14 protein-coding genes are annotated in these 16867 nt (G+C 71.0%); 13 read left to right on the top strand and 1 reads right to left on the bottom strand.

Features of this window, described 5'->3' with window-relative positions:
- The first annotated feature begins 75 nt into the window (after positions 1-75).
- The 13 genes from ACZ7L1_RS23505 to ACZ7L1_RS23565 all read left to right on the top strand — a co-directional run bounded on the left by ACZ7L1_RS23505 (position 76) and on the right by ACZ7L1_RS23565 (position 16139).
- The gene (locus ACZ7L1_RS23505; RefSeq protein WP_471439837.1) at positions 76-1137 is read left to right on the top strand and encodes an aspartate carbamoyltransferase catalytic subunit; all 1062 of its coding nucleotides are present in this window, start codon (positions 76-78) and stop codon (positions 1135-1137) included.
- The gene (locus tag ACZ7L1_RS23510) at positions 1134-2420 is read left to right on the top strand and encodes a dihydroorotase (RefSeq protein WP_471439838.1); all 1287 of its coding nucleotides are present in this window, start codon (positions 1134-1136) and stop codon (positions 2418-2420) included. Before ACZ7L1_RS23505 ends, ACZ7L1_RS23510 begins: the two co-directional genes overlap by 4 nt.
- Positions 2417-2977, top strand: coding sequence for a PH-like domain-containing protein (locus tag ACZ7L1_RS23515; RefSeq protein ID WP_471439839.1), 561 nt, complete (start codon positions 2417-2419; stop codon positions 2975-2977). Before ACZ7L1_RS23510 ends, ACZ7L1_RS23515 begins: the two co-directional genes overlap by 4 nt.
- A complete protein-coding gene (gene carA / locus ACZ7L1_RS23520) occupies positions 2974-4116 on the top strand; it encodes a glutamine-hydrolyzing carbamoyl-phosphate synthase small subunit (RefSeq protein ID WP_471439841.1) in 1143 nt (380 codons plus the stop codon). The genes ACZ7L1_RS23515 and carA overlap by 4 nt, the downstream gene beginning before the upstream one ends.
- On the top strand, positions 4109-7417 hold the full coding sequence (gene carB / locus ACZ7L1_RS23525) for a carbamoyl-phosphate synthase large subunit (RefSeq protein ID WP_471439842.1): 3309 nt from the start codon (positions 4109-4111) through the stop codon (positions 7415-7417). The genes carA and carB overlap by 8 nt, the downstream gene beginning before the upstream one ends.
- 83 nt (positions 7418-7500) lie before the next feature.
- Entirely contained in the window at positions 7501-8607 is a 1107-nt protein-coding gene (locus ACZ7L1_RS23530) for a quinone-dependent dihydroorotate dehydrogenase (RefSeq protein ID WP_471439989.1), read from the top strand.
- Positions 8604-9449 (top strand): orotidine-5'-phosphate decarboxylase, encoded by an 846-nt coding sequence (pyrF, locus tag ACZ7L1_RS23535; protein ID WP_471439844.1) that lies wholly within the window; start codon positions 8604-8606, stop codon positions 9447-9449. Before ACZ7L1_RS23530 ends, pyrF begins: the two co-directional genes overlap by 4 nt.
- Positions 9450-9759: 310 nt before the next feature.
- Positions 9760-10083 carry an integration host factor gene (locus tag ACZ7L1_RS23540; protein ID WP_055492888.1) on the top strand — a complete coding sequence of 108 codons (324 nt, stop codon included), beginning with the start codon at positions 9760-9762 and terminating at the stop codon, positions 10081-10083.
- Positions 10084-10120: 37 nt separating this feature from the next.
- Complete coding sequence (gene gmk, locus ACZ7L1_RS23545) at positions 10121-10678, top strand: guanylate kinase (RefSeq protein WP_471439846.1); 558 nt, start codon at positions 10121-10123, stop codon at positions 10676-10678.
- Positions 10679-10729: 51 nt separating this feature from the next.
- On the top strand, positions 10730-11002 hold the full coding sequence (gene rpoZ / locus ACZ7L1_RS23550; protein ID WP_200421180.1) for a DNA-directed RNA polymerase subunit omega: 273 nt from the start codon (positions 10730-10732) through the stop codon (positions 11000-11002).
- Between the two features lie 143 nt (positions 11003-11145).
- Positions 11146-12348, top strand: a complete 1203-nt coding sequence (coaBC, locus tag ACZ7L1_RS23555; protein WP_471439847.1) for a bifunctional phosphopantothenoylcysteine decarboxylase/phosphopantothenate--cysteine ligase CoaBC — start codon at positions 11146-11148, stop codon at positions 12346-12348.
- Between the two features lie 239 nt (positions 12349-12587).
- Positions 12588-13796 (top strand): methionine adenosyltransferase, encoded by a 1209-nt coding sequence (metK, locus tag ACZ7L1_RS23560; RefSeq protein WP_471439848.1) that lies wholly within the window; start codon positions 12588-12590, stop codon positions 13794-13796.
- Between the two features lie 192 nt (positions 13797-13988).
- Positions 13989-16139, top strand: coding sequence for a primosomal protein N' (locus ACZ7L1_RS23565; protein WP_471439849.1), 2151 nt, complete (start codon positions 13989-13991; stop codon positions 16137-16139).
- 105 nt (positions 16140-16244) lie between these two features.
- Here the strand turns inward: ACZ7L1_RS23565 and ACZ7L1_RS23570 are convergent, their stop codons facing one another.
- Entirely contained in the window at positions 16245-16778 is a 534-nt protein-coding gene (locus tag ACZ7L1_RS23570; protein WP_471439851.1) for a hypothetical protein, read from the bottom strand.
- Positions 16779-16867: the final 89 nt, after the last annotated feature.

Consider the following 16867-nt stretch of genomic DNA (forward strand, 5'->3'; position numbering starts at 1 on the left):
GCCCCGCGAGTGCGCACCGACGCGCGCCCGTCTGTACCAAATCTCCCGAATGAACCGCCTTACGGAGCCTGAAAGATGCAGCGTCATCTCATCTCGGCCGCCGACCTCACCCGCGACGACGCCGTCCTGATCCTCGACACCGCCGAGGAGATGGCCCGGGTCGCGGACCGGCCGATCAAGAAGCTGCCGACCCTGCGCGGCCGCACCGTCGTCAACCTCTTCTTCGAGGACTCCACCCGCACCCGGATCTCCTTCGAGGCCGCCGAGAAGCGTCTGTCCGCGGACGTCATCAACTTCTCCGCCAAGGGGTCCAGCGTGTCCAAGGGGGAGTCCCTGAAGGACACCGCCCAGACCCTGGAGGCCATGGGTGTCGACGCCGTCGTCATCCGGCACGGCGCCTCCGGAGCCCCCTACCGCCTGGCCAACTCCGGCTGGATCGACGCCGCCGTCATCAACGCCGGCGACGGCACCCACCAGCACCCCACCCAGGCCCTGCTCGACGCCTTCACCATGCGCCGCCGTCTGGTCGGCCGGGACGCCGGCCTGGGACGTGACCTCGCCGGCAAGCGCATCACGATCGTCGGTGACGTGCTGCACAGCCGGGTCGCCCGTTCCAACGTCGACCTGCTGCACACCCTCGGCGCCGACGTCACGCTCGTCGCCCCGCCCACCCTGCTGCCGGTCGGCGTCGGCTCCTGGCCGTGCGAGGTCTCGTTCGATCTCGACAGCACCCTCCCCAAGTCCGACGCGGTGATGATGCTCCGCGTCCAGCGGGAGCGCATGAACGCCGCCTTCTTCCCGACCGAGCGTGAGTACTCCCGGCGCTACGGCCTCGACGCCGACCGCATGGCGAAGATGCCGGAGCACGCGATCGTGATGCACCCCGGCCCGATGGTCCGCGGCATGGAGATCACCGCCGAGGTCGCCGACTCCGACCGCTGCACCGCCGTCGAACAGGTGGCGAACGGCGTCTCCATCCGCATGGCGGTCCTGTACCTGCTGCTGGGTGGCGCCGTGTTCGACCCCAAGACCGCGCCCGCCGTCACCGACGCCCGCCCGCCCGTCTCCCATCACCACCCTTCCAACGAGCGCTCCGCGCACTCCCCTTCTGCGGCCGAGGAGAACCAGAACCGATGAGCAGGACCCTGATCCGTGGTGCGAAGGTGCTCGGCGGCCAGCCGCAGGACGTGCTGATCGACGGTGAGGTCGTCGAGGCGATCGGCGCCGGTCTGTCCGCCGAGGGAGCGGAGGTCGTCGAGGCCGGCGGCAAGGTGCTGCTCCCCGGCCTGGTCGACCTGCACACCCACCTGCGCGAGCCCGGCCGCGAGGACTCCGAGACCGTCCTGACCGGTACGCGGGCCGCCGCGAGCGGCGGCTACACCGCCGTGTTCGCGATGGCCAACACCTTCCCGGTCGCCGACACAGCCGGTGTCGTCGAGCAGGTCTGGCGGCTGGGGCGGGAGCACGGCTACTGCGACGTGCGGCCCATCGGCGCGGTCACGGTCGGCCTGGAGGGCAAGAAGCTCGCCGAGCTGGGCGCCATGCACGAGTCGGCGGCGGGCGTCACCGTCTTCTCCGACGACGGCAAGTGCGTCGACGACGCGGTGATCATGCGCCGGGCGCTGGAGTACGTGAAGGCCTTCGGCGGCGTGGTCGCCCAGCACGCGCAGGAGCCGCGGCTGACCGAGGGCGCCCAGATGAACGAGGGCGTCGTCTCCGCCGAGCTGGGCCTCGGCGGCTGGCCGGCCGTCGCCGAGGAGTCGATCATCGCGCGCGACGTCCTCCTGGCCGACCACGTCGGCTCCCGCGTCCACATCTGCCACCTGTCCACCGCCGGGTCCGTCGAGATCGTCCGGTGGGCCAAGTCCCGCGGCATCGACGTCACCGCCGAGGTCACCCCGCACCATCTGCTGCTCACCGACGAGCTGGTGCGCACCTACAACCCGATCTACAAGGTCAACCCGCCGCTGCGCACCGAGCGCGACGTGCTGGCGCTGCGCGAGGCGCTCGCCGACGGCACGATCGACATCGTCGCCACCGACCACGCCCCGCATCCGCACGAGGACAAGGACTGCGAGTGGGCCGCCGCCGCCATGGGCATGGTCGGCCTGGAGACGGCGCTGTCCGTCGTCCAGGAGACGATGGTCGACACCGGTCTGCTCGACTGGGCGGGCGTCGCCGAGCGCATGTCCTTCAAGCCGGCGAAGATCGGCGGGGCCACCGGCCACGGCCGCCCCGTCTCGGCAGGTGAGCCCGCCAACCTCACGCTCGTCGACACGGCATACCGTGGGCAGGTGGACCCCGCGGGCTTCGCCTCGCGCAGCCGCAACACCCCCTACGAGGGCCGTGAGCTGCCGGGCCGTGTCACGCACACCTGGCTGCGGGGCAAGGCCACGCTCGTCGACGGGAAGCTCACGTGACACCTGTACTCCTGTTCGCAGCCGAGAAGAAATCGGCCCAGGTCACCGACTGGACCGACCGCATCGGCTGGCTCGTCGGACTCGCCCTGTTCGTCGCGCTCGTCTACTGGCTGATGCGCGAGGGCTGGAAGTGGCGCGGCACCCTGCAGAGCGACCTGCCGGAGCTGCCGACCGCTCCCGAGGAGCCCGGCGAGGCGAAGCTCACGATGAGCGGCCGCTACCACGGCTCCACCACCGCCGGGCAGTGGCTCGACCGCATCGTGGCCCACGGCCTGGGCACACGCAGCCGTGTCGAGCTGACGCTGACGGACGCGGGCCTGGACGTCGTACGCCCCGGAGCAACGGACTTCTTCGTCCCGGCCGAGCGGCTGCGCGAAGTCCGGCTCGACAAGGGCATCGCCGGCAAGGTCCTCACCGAGGGCGGACTGCTGGTGGTGACCTGGTCGCACGGCGACAAGCTGATCGACTCGGGATTCCGCTCGGACCGCGCGGCCGAGCACAACGACTGGGTCGACACCCTGAACCAGATGATCCACAAGACGGAAGGCGCACGATGACGACCTCCACCAGGGGAGCTGACAAGGTTCCCGCCGTACTCGTCCTGGAGGACGGCCGGATCTTCCGCGGCCGCGCCTACGGGGCCGTGGGGGTGACCTTCGGCGAAGCCGTGTTCTCCACCGGCATGACCGGCTACCAGGAGACCCTCACCGACCCGTCCTACCACCGCCAGGTCGTGGTCATGACCGCCCCCCACGTCGGCAACACCGGCGTCAACGACGAGGACCCCGAGTCCAAGCGGATCTGGGTCGCCGGCTACGTCGTACGCGACCCCGCGCGCAAGCCCTCCAACTGGCGGGCCAAGCGCTCGCTCGACGACGAACTGCGCGCGCAGGGCGTCGTCGGCATCAGCGGCATCGACACCCGGGCCCTGACCCGCCACCTGCGCGAGCGCGGTGCCATGCGCGTCGGCATCTTCTCCGGCGACGCGCTGCCCGACGAGGCCACGATGCTCGACGAGGTGCGCCAGGCGCCGCAGATGAAGGGCGCCGACCTCTCCGCCGAGGTCGCCACCACCGAGCCGTACGTCGTCCCCGCGATCGGTGAGAAGAAGTTCACGGTCGCGGCGGTCGACCTGGGCATCAAGGGCATGACCCCGCACCGCATGGCCGAGCGCGGCATCGAGGTCCACGTGCTGCCCGCCACGGCTACCGCCGAGGACGTCTACGCCGTGAGCCCGGACGGCGTGTTCTTCTCCAACGGCCCCGGCGACCCCGCCACCGCCGACCACGCCGTCTCGGTCATGCAGGCCGTCCTGGAGCGCGGCACCCCGCTGTTCGGCATCTGCTTCGGCAACCAGATCCTCGGCCGCGCCCTGGGCTTCGGCACCTACAAGCTGAAGTACGGCCACCGCGGCATCAACCAGCCGGTGCAGGACCGTACGACCGGCAAGGTCGAGGTCACCGCGCACAACCACGGCTTCGCCGTCGACGCCCCGCTCGACAAGGTCTCCGACACCCCCTACGGCCGCGCCGAGGTCTCCCACGTCTGTCTCAACGACAACGTGGTGGAGGGCCTCCAGCTCCTCGACAAGCCGGCCTTCAGCGTCCAGTACCACCCCGAGGCGGCCGCCGGTCCCCACGACGCCGCGTACCTGTTCGACCGCTTCGTGAAGCTCATGGAGGGCCAGCGTGCCTAAGCGCACCGATATCCAGTCCGTCCTGGTCATCGGCTCCGGCCCGATCGTCATCGGCCAGGCCGCCGAGTTCGACTACTCCGGCACCCAGGCGTGCCGGGTCCTGAAGGCCGAGGGCCTCAGGGTCATCCTCGTCAACTCCAACCCGGCGACGATCATGACCGACCCGGAGATCGCCGACGCCACCTACGTCGAGCCGATCACCCCGGACTTCGTCGAGAAGATCATCGCCAAGGAGCGCCCCGACGCACTGCTGCCCACCCTGGGCGGCCAGACGGCGCTCAACACGGCGATCTCGCTGCACGAGAACGGCGTCCTGGAGAAGTACGGCGTCGAGCTGATCGGCGCCAAGGTGGAGGCCATCCACAAGGGTGAGGACCGCGACCAGTTCAAGGAGGTCGTGGAGGAGGTCCGCAAGAAGATCGGGCACGGCGAGTCCGCCCGGTCCGTGATCTGCCACTCCATGGACGAGGTCCTCGCCGGCGTCGAGGAGCTGGGCGGCTACCCGGTCGTCGTCCGCCCCTCCTTCACCATGGGCGGCGCCGGCTCCGGCTTCGCGCACGACGAGGAGGAGCTGCGCCGCATCGCGGGCACCGGTCTCGCGCTCTCCCCGACCACCGAGGTGCTCCTGGAGGAGTCCATCCTCGGCTGGAAGGAGTATGAGCTGGAGCTGATGCGCGACAAGCACGACAACGTCGTGGTCGTCTGCTCCATCGAGAACTTCGACCCGATGGGCGTGCACACCGGCGACTCCATCACCGTCGCCCCGGCGATGACCCTGACCGACCGCGAGTACCAGATCCTCCGGGACGTCGGCATCGCCGTGATCCGCGAGGTCGGCGTCGACACCGGCGGCTGCAACATCCAGTTCGCGGTGAACCCCGAGGACGGTCGAGTGATCGTCATCGAGATGAACCCGCGCGTGTCGCGCTCGTCCGCACTGGCCTCCAAGGCGACCGGCTTCCCGATCGCGAAGATCGCGGCCAAGCTTGCCGTCGGCTACACCCTCGACGAGATCCCGAACGACATCACCCAGGAGACCCCGGCCTCCTTCGAGCCGACCCTCGACTATGTGGTCGTCAAGGCGCCGCGGTTCGCGTTCGAGAAGTTCCCGAGCGCGGACAGTACGCTGACCACCACCATGAAGTCGGTCGGCGAGGCCATGGCGATCGGCCGCAACTTCACCGAGGCGTTCCAGAAGGCGCTGCGCTCGCTGGAGAAGAAGGGCAGCCAGTTCACGTTCGTCGGCGACCCCGGGGACAAGGACGAGCTGCTGCGTGAGGCCGCCCGCCCCACCGACGGCCGGATCAACACGGTCATGCAGGCCATCCGCGCGGGTGCCACGCCCGAGGAGGTCTTCGAGTCCACCAGGATCGACCCGTGGTTCGTCGACCAGCTCTTCCTGATCAAGGAGATCGCGGACGAACTGGCCGCTGCCGACCGCCTGGACGCCGACCTGCTCGCCGAGGCCAAGCGGCACGGCTTCTCCGACCAGCAGATCGCCGAGATCCGGGGTTCGCGCGAGGACGTGGTGCGCGAGGTGCGGCACGCGCTCGGCGTACGCCCGGTGTACAAGACGGTCGACACCTGCGCCGCCGAGTTCGCCGCGAAGACGCCGTACTTCTACTCCTCCTACGACGAGGAGAGCGAGGTCGCCCCCCGCGAGAAGCCCGCGGTGATCATCCTGGGCTCCGGCCCCAACCGCATCGGCCAGGGCATCGAGTTCGACTACTCGTGCGTCCACGCCTCCTTCGCGCTCAGCGACGCCGGGTACGAGACGGTGATGGTCAACTGCAACCCGGAGACGGTCTCCACGGACTACGACACCTCCGACCGCCTGTACTTCGAGCCGCTGACGCTCGAGGACGTGCTGGAGATCGTCCACGCCGAGCAGCAGGCCGGGCCGGTCGCAGGCGTCGTGGTCCAGCTCGGCGGCCAGACCCCGCTGGGTCTCGCGCAGGCGCTGAAGGACAACGGCGTGCCGATCGTGGGCACCTCGCCCGAGGCGATCCACGCCGCCGAGGACCGCGGCGCGTTCGGCCGGGTGCTCGCGGAGGCCGGTCTCCCGGCCCCCAAGCACGGCACCGCCACCACCTTCGAGGAGGCCAAGGCCATCGCGGACGAGATCGGCTACCCGGTCCTCGTCCGGCCGTCCTACGTCCTCGGCGGGCGCGGCATGGAGATCGTCTACGACGAGGCCCGCCTCGCCGCGTACATCGCCGAGTCGACCGAGATCAGCCCCTCCCGGCCGGTGCTCGTCGACCGCTTCCTCGACGACGCGATCGAGATCGACGTCGACGCCCTCTACGACGGCGAGGAGCTGTACCTCGGCGGCGTGATGGAGCACATCGAGGAGGCCGGTATCCACTCCGGCGACTCCGCGTGCGCGCTGCCCCCGATCACGCTGGGCGGCTTCGACATCAAGCGCCTGCGCGCCTCCACGGAGGCCATCGCGCGGGGCGTCGGCGTCCGCGGACTGATCAACATCCAGTTCGCGATGGCGGGCGACATCCTCTACGTCCTCGAGGCCAACCCGCGCGCCTCCCGCACGGTGCCCTTCACCTCGAAGGCGACGGCGGTGCCGCTCGCGAAGGCCGCCGCCCGCATCTCGCTGGGCGCGACCATCGCCGAGCTGCGCGAGGAGGGCCTGCTGCCGAAGAACGGCGACGGCGGCGAGCTGCCGCTGGACGCGCCGATCTCCGTCAAGGAGGCCGTGATGCCGTGGTCGCGGTTCCGCGACATCCACGGTCGCGGTGTCGACACCGTCCTCGGCCCGGAGATGCGCTCCACCGGCGAGGTCATGGGCATCGACTCCGTCTTCGGCACGGCGTACGCCAAGTCGCAGGCGGGCGCCTACGGTCCGCTGCCGACCAAGGGCCGCGCGTTCATCTCGGTCGCCAACCGCGACAAGCGTTCGATGATCTTCCCGGCGCGTGAGCTGGTCGCGCACGGCTTCGAGCTGCTCGCCACCTCCGGCACGGCCGAAGTCCTCAAGCGCAACGGCATCAACGCGACGGTCGTGCGCAAGCAGTCCGACGGTCCCGGCCCGAACGGCGAGAAGACCATCGTCCAGATGATCCACGACGGCGAGGTCGACCTCATCGTCAACACCCCGTACGGCACCGGCGGCCGCCTCGACGGCTACGACATCCGTACGGCGGCGGTGGCCCGCTCCGTGCCGTGTCTGACGACGGTCCAGGCGCTGGCCGCGGCGGTTCAGGGCATTGACGCGCTCAACCACGGCGACGTCGGCGTCCGCTCGCTCCAGGAACACGCCGAATTCCTGACCGCGGCCCGCGACTAGCCGACGAGGGGGACACCGGAAACGGTGTCCCCCTCTTCATGAGGACTCCCACCCTCATGAGGACTCCTGAGGACTCCCAAGACATGTACAAGCTCTTCTTCCGCCTGGTCTTCCAGCGGATGGACCCTGAGCAGGCCCACTACCTGGCCTTCCGCTGGATCCGCCTCGCCGCCCGCATCCCCGTGCTGCGCACCTTCCTGGCGGCCGCCCTCGCGCCCCGCTACAAGGAGCTGCGCACGGAGGCCTTCGGGCTGCGCATGCACGGCCCCTTCGGGCTGGCCGCCGGCTTCGACAAGAACGCCGTCGCGATCGACGGGATGTCGATGCTGGGCTTCGGCCACGTCGAGATCGGCACGGTGACCGGGGAGGCGCAGCCGGGCAACCCCAAGAAGCGGCTCTTCCGCCTCGTCCCAGACCGCGCCCTGATCAACCGCATGGGCTTCAACAACGAGGGGTCGCTGGCCGTCGCCGCGCGCCTGGCGACCCGTACACCGGCGTTCAAGACGGTGGTGGGCGTCAACATCGGCAAGACCAAGGTCGTCCCGGAGGCCGAGGCCGCCCAGGACTACGTGAAGTCGACCGAGCGGCTCGCGCCCTACGCCGACTACCTGGTCGTCAACGTCTCCTCCCCGAACACGCCCGGCCTGCGCAACCTGCAGGCCACCGAGGCGCTGCGCCCGCTGCTGACCGCCGTCCGCGAGGCCGCGGACCGTACGGTCCGCGCGCGGCGCGTACCGCTCCTCGTGAAGATCGCCCCGGATCTCGCCGACGAGGACATCGACGCCGTCGCCGACCTGGCGGTGGAGCTGGGCCTGGACGGGATCATCGCCACGAACACCACCATCGCGCGCGAGGGCCTCGGCCTGCGGTCGGAGTCCGCACTTGTGAAGGAGACCGGGGGGCTGTCGGGCGCGCCGCTGAAAACGCGCTCCTTGGAGGTGCTGCGGCGCCTCTACGCGCGCGTGGGCGACCGCATCACCCTGGTGGGCGTCGGCGGCATCGAGAACGCCGAGGACGCCTGGCAGCGCATCCTGGCCGGTGCCACGCTGGTGCAGGGCTACAGCGCCTTCATCTACGAGGGGCCCTTCTGGAGCCGCGCCATCCACAAGGGGCTCCTCGCCCGCCTCCGTACGAGCCCGTACGCCACCCTCGCCGACGCGGTCGGCGCCGACGTAAGGAAGGCCGCATGAGTCCTCTGGAGCCCTTCGGCACGCGTCTGCGCCGCGCCATGGACGAGCGCGGCCCGTTGTGCGTCGGGATCGACCCGCACGCCTCGCTGCTCACCGAGTGGGGCCTGAACGACGATGTCGCCGGGCTGGAGCGGTTCAGCCGCACGGTCGTGGAGGCCGTGGCCGACCGGGTGGCCGTGCTCAAGCCGCAGAGCGCGTTCTTCGAGCGGTTCGGGTCGCGCGGCGTCGCCGTTCTGGAGAAGGCGGTCGCCGAGGCGCGGGCGGCCGGGGCGCTGGTCGTCATGGACGCCAAGCGTGGCGACATCGGCTCGACCATGGCCGCGTACGCCGAGTCCTTCCTGCACAAGGACGCCCCGCTGTTCTCCGACGCGCTCACGGTCTCGCCGTACCTCGGCTACGGCTCCCTGAAGCCGGCCGTGGAGCTGGCGCGGGAGAGCGGAGCCGGGCTCTTCGTGCTCGCCCTGACCTCCAACCCGGAGGGCGGCGAGGTGCAGCACGCCCTGCGGTCCGACGGACGGAACGTCGGAGCGACGATGCTCGCCTACCTCGCGGCCGAGAACGCGGGGGAGGAGCCTCTCGGCTCCTTCGGCGCGGTCGTCGGCGCCACGCTCGGCGACCTGTCGTCGTACGACCTGGACATCAACGGGCCGCTCCTCGCCCCCGGCATCGGTGCCCAGGGAGCCACTCCCGCCGATCTTCCGGAGGTGTTCGGCGCGGCGGTGCGCAATGTCGTCCCGAACGTCAGCCGGGGTGTTCTTCGTCACGGTCCCGACGTCGTCGCGCTGCGTGACGCCGCGCAACGCTTCGCCGACGAGATCCGGGGCGCCCTGGACGCACAGTAGCGCCTCGCGGGGACGCGTGAGCGCGCGGAAGAGTCCTTCCAGGACGGCTCGAGGTCTGGATACATCCTCAAATCCGGGGCAGTATGTCCGAAAGGTCCGTCTCAACAGAGGCTGACCAGGACTTTTCCGCTGTTCTCGCTGACTCTGGCGGACTTGCCCGCTAGTCTCCGACGAGTGAGGGCACCTCCCACGCCCTCAAGACAGATGGGGGAGGGCGGGCAAGCGTGTTGCTCGTGGCTCCCCAGGTGTGGGGCGACTAGGTTCCTCACCGGTCCGTATCCGACAGTTCGACATCCGAGGTGACGTAGGCGTGGCTCTTCCGCCCCTTACCCCCGAACAGCGCGCAGCCGCGCTCGAAAAGGCCGCCGCGGCTCGCCGGGAGCGGGCCGAGGTCAAGAATCGACTCAAGCACTCCGGCGCCTCCCTTCACGAGGTCATCAAGCAGGGCCAGGAGAACGACGTCATCGGCAAGATGAAGGTCTCCGCCCTCCTCGAGTCCCTGCCGGGCGTGGGCAAGGTCCGCGCCAAGCAGATCATGGAGCGACTCGGTATCTCCGAGAGCCGCCGCGTGCGGGGCCTCGGTTCCAACCAGATCGCCTCTCTCGAGCGCGAGTTCGGCGGCGCCGCCAGCTGAGTCCGGGGCACTCCGGGATTGCTGGAATAATCGCTGCATGAGTGAACGTCCGCGGCTGACCGTGCTCTCCGGCCCCTCGGGGGTCGGCAAGAGCACGGTCGTCGCCCATATGCGCAAGGAACACCCCGAGGTCTGGCTCTCGGTGTCGGCGACGACCCGCGCGCCCCGCCCCGGTGAACGGCACGGAGTCCACTACTTCTTCGTCACGGACGACGAGATGGACAAGCTGATCGCCAACGGTGAGCTGCTGGAGTGGGCCGAGTTCGCCGGCAACCGTTACGGGACGCCGCGGGCCGCCGTGATCGAGCACCTGGAGGCCGGGGTGCCGGTCCTGCTGGAGATCGACCTTCAGGGCGCCCGGCAGGTCCGTGAATCCATGTCCGAGGCACAGCTCGTGTTCCTGGCTCCTCCCTCCTGGGAGGAGCTCGTGCGCAGACTCACCGGGCGGGGCACCGAGCCGCCCGAGGTCATCGAGCGCCGCTTGGAGGCGGCGAGGACGGAGCTGGCGGCCGAGCCCGAGTTCGACGAGACCCTGGTCAACACCTCGGTCAAGGACGTGGCGCGCGAGCTGCTAGCCTTGATGAACGTTGTGTGATCAGGGTTGTGTGATCAGGTCTGATCTTTCCCATCTTTCGGAAGGTAGAGCGTGTCCTCTTCCATCACCGCGCCCGAGGGCATCATCAACCCGCCGATCGACGAGCTCCTCGAGGCCACCGACTCGAAGTACAGCCTCGTGATCTACGCGGCCAAGCGGGCCCGCCAGATCAACGCGTACTACTCGCAGCTCGGTGAGGGCCTCCTCGAGTACGTCGGTCCGCTCGTGGACACCCACGTCCACGAGAAGCCGCTCTCGATCGCTCTGCGCGAGATCAACGCGGGTCTGCTGACCTCCGAGTCCGTCGAGGGCCCGGCCCAGTGACCCTGCGGTGACAAAAAGTAGTATCTACTGATCGCAGTAGGCTTTTCCACAGGCCCGGCAGCGCGACTGTCGGGCCTGTGGTGTCTCATAGACGCGTACGCCGATGAGCCGCGGCGTACAGGTGTCGAGTGCGGGGAGGCCCGGTGGGCAAGCCGAAGGTCGTTCTGGGGGTCAGTGGCGGCATTGCCGCGTACAAGGCGTGCGAGCTGCTGCGCAGACTGACCGAGTCCGGGCATGACGTCCGCGTCGTGCCGACCGCCTCCGCGCTGCACTTCGTCGGCGCCGCCACCTGGTCCGCCCTCTCCGGCAACCCGGTCTCCACGGAGGTCTGGGACGACGTCCACGAGGTCCCGCACGTCCGCATCGGCCAGAGCGCCGACCTGGTGGTGGTCGCGCCGGCCACCGCCGACATGCTCGCCAAGGCCGCCCACGGCCTCGCCGACGACCTCCTCACCAACACCCTCCTGACCGCCCGCTGCCCGGTCGTCTTCGCCCCGGCCATGCACACGGAGATGTGGGAGCACCCGGCCACACAGGAGAACGTGGCGACGCTGCGCCGCCGCGGCGCCGTCGTCATCGAACCGGCGGTCGGCCGGCTCACCGGCGTCGACACCGGCAAGGGCCGACTGCCCGAACCGGCCGAGATCTTCGAGATCTGCCGCCGGGTGCTCGCCCGAGGCGTCGGCGAGCCCGACCTCGCGGGGCGGCACGTCGTCGTCAGCGCCGGCGGCACCCGTGAGCCCCTCGACCCCGTCCGCTTCCTGGGCAACCGCTCCTCCGGCAAGCAGGGCTACGCCCTCGCGCGCACGGCCGCGGCCCGGGGCGCCCGCGTCACCCTGATCGCCGCGAACACGGGTCTGCCCGACCCGGCCGGAGTCGACGTCATACCGGTGGAGACCGCGGTACAGCTGCGCGAGGCGGTCCTCAAGGCGGCCGCGGACGCCGACGCCGTCGTGATGGCGGCGGCGGTGGCTGACTTCCGCCCGGCGACCTACGCACCGGGGAAGATCAAGAAGAAGGACGGACAGGACCCGGAGCCCATCACCCTGGTCAGGAATCCCGACATCCTGGCGGAGATCTCGGCCGACCGCGCCCGCCCGGACCAGATCGTCGTCGGCTTCGCCGCGGAGACCGACGACGTGCTGGCGAACGGCCGGGCGAAGCTGGCGCGCAAGGGCTGCGACCTGCTCGTGGTGAACGAGGTGGGGGAGCGCAAGACCTTCGGCTCCGAGGAGAACGAGGCGGTCGTGCTGGGCGCCGACGGCAGCGAGACCCCGGTGCCGCACGGGCCCAAGGAAGCGCTCGCCGAGACGGTGTGGGACCTCGTCTCTCACCGCCTCACCTGAACATGTCCTGCACTTCACGGCCCGTTCAAGCCCCGGACATTGCCGCGTGGCGACCCTGGAAACAGCGCTGGGCATTCGGCAGAATGCCCGTGCCGCAGGTCACAGGGCTCCCGAGAAGCGAGACACCTGGGCCGGTGGCAGAGCGCGACCGATAAACTGTTTCTCGGACGACGCCGGGCGCAGCCCCCGTCCCGTCCGCCCATGATCAGCCAGCAGCCGCTGCAACCCCAGGGAGCGTTGTGTCCCGTCGCCTGTTCACCTCGGAGTCCGTGACCGAGGGTCACCCCGACAAGATCGCTGACCAGATCAGCGACACCATTCTCGACGCGCTTCTGCGTGAGGACCCGACGTCCCGGGTCGCCGTGGAGACGCTGATCACGACCGGCTTGGTGCACGTGGCCGGTGAGGTCACGACCAAGGCGTACGCGGACATCGCGACGCTGGTTCGCAACAAGATCCTCGAGATCGGCTACGACTCGTCGAAGAAGGGCTTCGACGGCGCGTCCTGTGGTGTGTCGGTGTCGATCGGTGCGCAGTCCCCGGACATCGCGCAGGGTGTGGACACGGCGTACGAGACCCGGGTCGAGGGCGACGACGACGAGCTGGACCGACAGGGCGCCGGTGACCAGGGCCTGATGTTCGGCTACGCGTCGGACGAGACGCCGACGCTGATGCCGCTGCCGATCTTCCTGGCGCACCGCCTGTCCAAGCGCCTGTCCGACGTCCGCAAGAACGGCACGATCCCCTACCTGCGCCCGGACGGCAAGACGCAGGTCACCATCGAGTACGACGGTGACAAGGCGGTCCGTCTGGACACGGTGGTCGTCTCCTCGCAGCACGCGAGCGACATCGACCTGGACTCGCTGCTGGCTCCCGACATCCGCGAATTCGTGGTGGAGCCGGAGCTGAAGGCGCTGCTGGACGAAGGCATCAAGCTCGAGACCGACGGCTACCGCCTGCTGGTCAACCCCACCGGCCGCTTCGAGATCGGCGGCCCGATGGGTGACGCGGGCCTGACCGGGCGGAAGATCATCATCGACACGTATGGCGGCATGGCCCGCCACGGCGGCGGCGCGTTCTCCGGCAAGGACCCGTCCAAGGTGGACCGCTCGGCCGCGTACGCGATGCGCTGGGTCGCCAAGAACGTGGTCGCCGCGGGCCTGGCCTCCCGTTGCGAGGTCCAGGTGGCGTACGCGATCGGCAAGGCCGAGCCGGTGGGTCTGTTCGTGGAGACCTTCGGCACGGCCAAGGTCGACGCCGAGAAGATCGAGAGTGCGATCACCGAGGTCTTCGACCTCCGCCCGGCCGCGATCATCCGCGACCTCGACCTGCTCCGCCCCATCTACTCCCAGACCGCGGCGTACGGACACTTCGGCCGCGAGCTGCCCGACTTCACCTGGGAGCGCACGGACCGGGTGGAGGCCCTGCGCAAGGCGGCGGGTCTGTAAGCCTTCCAGCACGGTTGTCACGAGGCCCGGCACCCTTCGGGGTGGCGGGCCTCGGCGCGTGGAAAAGGGCGCGTCAGAGCGGAGATGTGGGCCTTGAGGCCTGTTTCGCAGCCGACCTGACCGAAGACAGACCCTGGGCGGCGTCGTCTCGGCGGTACGTCGGTGTCAGTGGCGTTTGGTAAGAATGCAAGCGTGAGCAGCGAGAACGGGCAGCAGCGGGCGGGCGGGTCAGACGCATCGCCGCCCGAGCAGCTTGCCCTGCTGCGGGACGCCGTGCGCAAGGCCAAGGCGCCCCGGGCCAAGCCGCGGACCTGGCGGGGGGCCTCGCTGGCGAGGGAACTGCCCGTCGCGCGGGTGGTGGTCGACAAGGGCGTGCTGCATCTGGACCGCTACTTCGACTACGCCGTACCGGAGGAGCTCGACGCCGTCGCCCGGCCCGGGGTCAGGGTCCGGGTACGGTTCGGGGCCGGCCGGCGCACGGTGCGGGAGGGACGGCGCGAGGGCGGCGGGCTCATCGACGGGTTTCTGGTCGAGCGGGTGGCCGAGTCCGACTACGCGGGGCCCCTCGCGGCGCTCGCGCAGGTCGTGTCACCCGAGCCCGTTCTCTCGCCCGAACTGCTGGGCCTCGCCCGCGCCGTCGCCGACCGTTATGCCGGCAGCCTCGCGGACGTGCTCCAGCTCGCGGTCCCGCCACGGCACGCGCGCGCGGAGGCCGCTGAGTGGGGCACGCCGCCGGCGCCTCCGGCCGCGCCGGAGCCCGGATCGTGGCGGCGGTACGGGCGGGGCGCGGACTTCCTGCGGTCGCTGGCCTCCGGCGGCGTGCCCCGGGCCGTGTGGACCGCCCTGCCCGGGCCCCAGTGGGCGCAGGAGATCGCCCGGGCCGTGCAGGCCACGCTCGCCTCCGGGCGGGGCGCCCTGGTCGTCGTGCCCGCCGGGCGGGCAGTGGCGCGGGTCGACACCGCGCTGCGTGAGCTGATGGGTGAGGGGCAGCATGCGGTGCTGACCGCCGACGCCGGACAGGAGCGGCGGTACCGGGAGTGGCTCGCCGTGCGCCGCGGGGCCGTGCGGGCCGTCGTCGGGACGCGGGCCGCCATGTTCGCACCCGTATGGAACCTGGGGCTCGTCGTCGTGTGGGACGACGGGGACGCCAGTCACAGCGACGACCACGCCCCCTTCCCCCACGTTCGCGAGGTGCTGGAGCTGCGCGCCACCCGCGAGAAGTGCGGCTTCCTGCTGGGGAGCTGGACCTGCACCGTCGAGGCCGCCCAGCTCGTGGAGAGCGGATGGGCCGCACCGCTGGTCGCCGACCGCGAGCAGGTGCGCGCCACCGCACCGCTCGTACGGACGGTGGGCGACGGGGACCTCGCACGCGACGAGGCGGCGCGGGCCGCACGGCTGCCCACGCTCGCCTGGGAGGTCGCACGGGAGGGACTGCGGCACGGACCGGTTCTGGTACAGGTACCCCGGCGCGGCTATGTGCCCCGGATGGCCTGCGTGCAGTGCCGGGCGCCCGCGCGCTGCCGGCACTGCGCCGGGCCGCTGGCGGGGCAGGAGGCAGGGGAGCTGAGGTGCGGCTGGTGCGGGCGGGAGGAGAGCGCCTGGCACTGTCCGGAGTGCGGGGGGTTCCGGCTGCGGGCCCAGATCGTGGGGGCGCGGCGGACCGCCGAGGAGCTGGGACGGGCCTTCCCGGCCGTTCCGGTGCGAACCTCGGGGCGCGAGCAGGTGCTGGACACGGTGCCGGGGACACCGGCCCTGGTTGTCAGCACCCCGGGGGCCGAGCCCGTCGCCGAGGGCGGGTACGCGGCGGCGCTGCTGCTGGACGGATGGGCCATGCTGGGGCGGCCCGATCTGCGCGCGGGCGAGGACGCTCTGCGGCGGTGGATCGGCGCGAGCGCGCTGGTGAAGCCGCAGTCCGTTGGCGGCACGGTCGTGATCGTCGCCGAGCCGACGCTGCGGCCCGTGCAGGCGCTCGTCCGGTGGGATCCCGTCGGGCACGCGGTGCGCGAACTGGCCGAGCGGGCGGAGCTGGGGTTTCCACCGGTGTCGCGAATGGCGGCGGTGTCGGGACCGGCCGAGGCCGTCGCGGACTTCCTCGCAGCAGCCCATCTCCCGCCCGGCGCCGAGGTGCTGGGGCCCGTCCCGCTGCCGGTCACCGAAGCCGGGCGGCCCCGCAGGGTGGGGGGGCCGCCCCCGGGGGAGCGTTGGGAGCAGGCACTGGTCCGCGTACCGCCCGGGAGCGGGGCCGCACTGGCGACCGCCCTGAAGACCGCGCTGGCCACCCGGACGGCACGGGCCGGCGGCGACGCGGTACGGATCCGGATCGATCCGCCGGACATCGGGTGACGGCCGCCATCGGGCAGGGGCACCGGAGGACGGAGCCGACCGGTCGTGCGGCTCGGGCGGGACTGCCTCCCGGTGCGGCCGGGAGGCAGAGCAGAAGGGGGGGCCTCAGCCGTTGCGCGGTCCGGGGAAGGCAGTGGGCCGCGCCTCGTCGCGGAGGGTGGGGCTGCCCGCCGTCGGCTGGGTCGGCATCGAGCGGGCCGCGGGCACCGTGGGGATACCCGAGCCGACGTTGATCGTGCGGGTACCGGACGGTTCCGTCGCGCGATCGGCCTCGGCGGCCGCCTGGGTGGCGGCACGGCGGGCGCCGTAACGGCGGTGGACCGCCTGCTTGGTGACTCCGAGCGCCGAGCCCACGGCGTCCCACGAGAAGCCGAGCGAGCGGTCGAAGTCCACGGCCGCGGTGACCAGGGTCTCGACACTGTCCCGCAGCTCCTGGGCGAGACGGACGGTCGGGGCGGGAGCGCGTCCGTAGACGACGAAGCCCGTGGACGGGCCGGAGCGCCGCGGGCGGTAGACGTTGCCCAACTGGGCGGTGAGGGTGCGCAGCGCGTCCACCTGCCGGCGGACCCGCTCGATGTCCCGCACCAGCAAGTGCAGGCTGGCCCGGGCCTGGGCGTCGTGGGTTGCGTGGTCGGCCATGAACAAGCCTCTCGAACCGGCGTTGAAAAGGATCGGGCCGCTGCAGCGGCCCGCTTGTGGTCAACTCTTTCTTGACCAACGCGCATTCG

The organism is Streptomyces sp. NPDC107546, assembly GCF_055639175.1.

Coding starts and splice junctions, on each gene's coding strand:
- ACZ7L1_RS23505 (WP_471439837.1), top strand. CDS start 76: ATGCAGCGTCATCTCATCTCGGCCGCCGACCTCACCCGCGACGACGCC.
- ACZ7L1_RS23510 (WP_471439838.1), top strand. CDS start 1,134: ATGAGCAGGACCCTGATCCGTGGTGCGAAGGTGCTCGGCGGCCAGCCG.
- carA (WP_471439841.1), top strand. CDS start 2,974: ATGACGACCTCCACCAGGGGAGCTGACAAGGTTCCCGCCGTACTCGTC.
- ACZ7L1_RS23530 (WP_471439989.1), top strand. CDS start 7,501: ATGTACAAGCTCTTCTTCCGCCTGGTCTTCCAGCGGATGGACCCTGAG.
- pyrF (WP_471439844.1), top strand. CDS start 8,604: ATGAGTCCTCTGGAGCCCTTCGGCACGCGTCTGCGCCGCGCCATGGAC.
- gmk (WP_471439846.1), top strand. CDS start 10,121: ATGAGTGAACGTCCGCGGCTGACCGTGCTCTCCGGCCCCTCGGGGGTC.
- ACZ7L1_RS23570 (WP_471439851.1), bottom strand. CDS start 16,778: ATGGCCGACCACGCAACCCACGACGCCCAGGCCCGGGCCAGCCTGCAC.